Origin of the sequence: Bacillus pretiosus, from assembly GCF_051294775.1 — a bacterium.
Lineage (GTDB): Bacteria > Bacillota > Bacilli > Bacillales > Bacillaceae_G > Bacillus_A > Bacillus_A wiedmannii.
This window is the reverse complement of sequence record NZ_JBPPHF010000443.1, coordinates 1-287: the sequence shown is the minus strand read 5'-3', so window position 1 is coordinate 287 and position 287 is coordinate 1. Positions and strand designations below refer to the sequence as shown.

The 287-nt window shown below is 38.7% G+C and carries 1 protein-coding gene; it reads right to left on the bottom strand.

Annotated features, from left to right (window positions below; all coding sequences use genetic code 11):
• On the bottom strand, positions 1-287 hold a 287-nt coding region (locus ACSG5Z_RS31645), incomplete at both ends, for an LCP family protein (RefSeq protein ID WP_435712928.1).

Here is a 287-nt window from a genome sequence, read left to right as displayed (position 1 = left end):
CAATATAGCAGTCTTCACCATCAAATTGTAATTTCTCAATTTCCGAATCCGATCCGTACTTATAGAATGAAAGCATATCATCGAATGTTAAGTTCGTAACGAATTGGCCGGTAATATCATCAATGATGTTACCAACTTTTGTTACAGATCCAACGCTTGTTAGTTTCTTTAAAATAGCTTCAATAACGAGCTGTTGGCGTAGTCCACGCATTGCATCACTATCGATGTGGCGCGTTCTAGCAAGGGCAAGAGCTTCTTCACTATTTAGCTTTTGAACACCTTTCTTC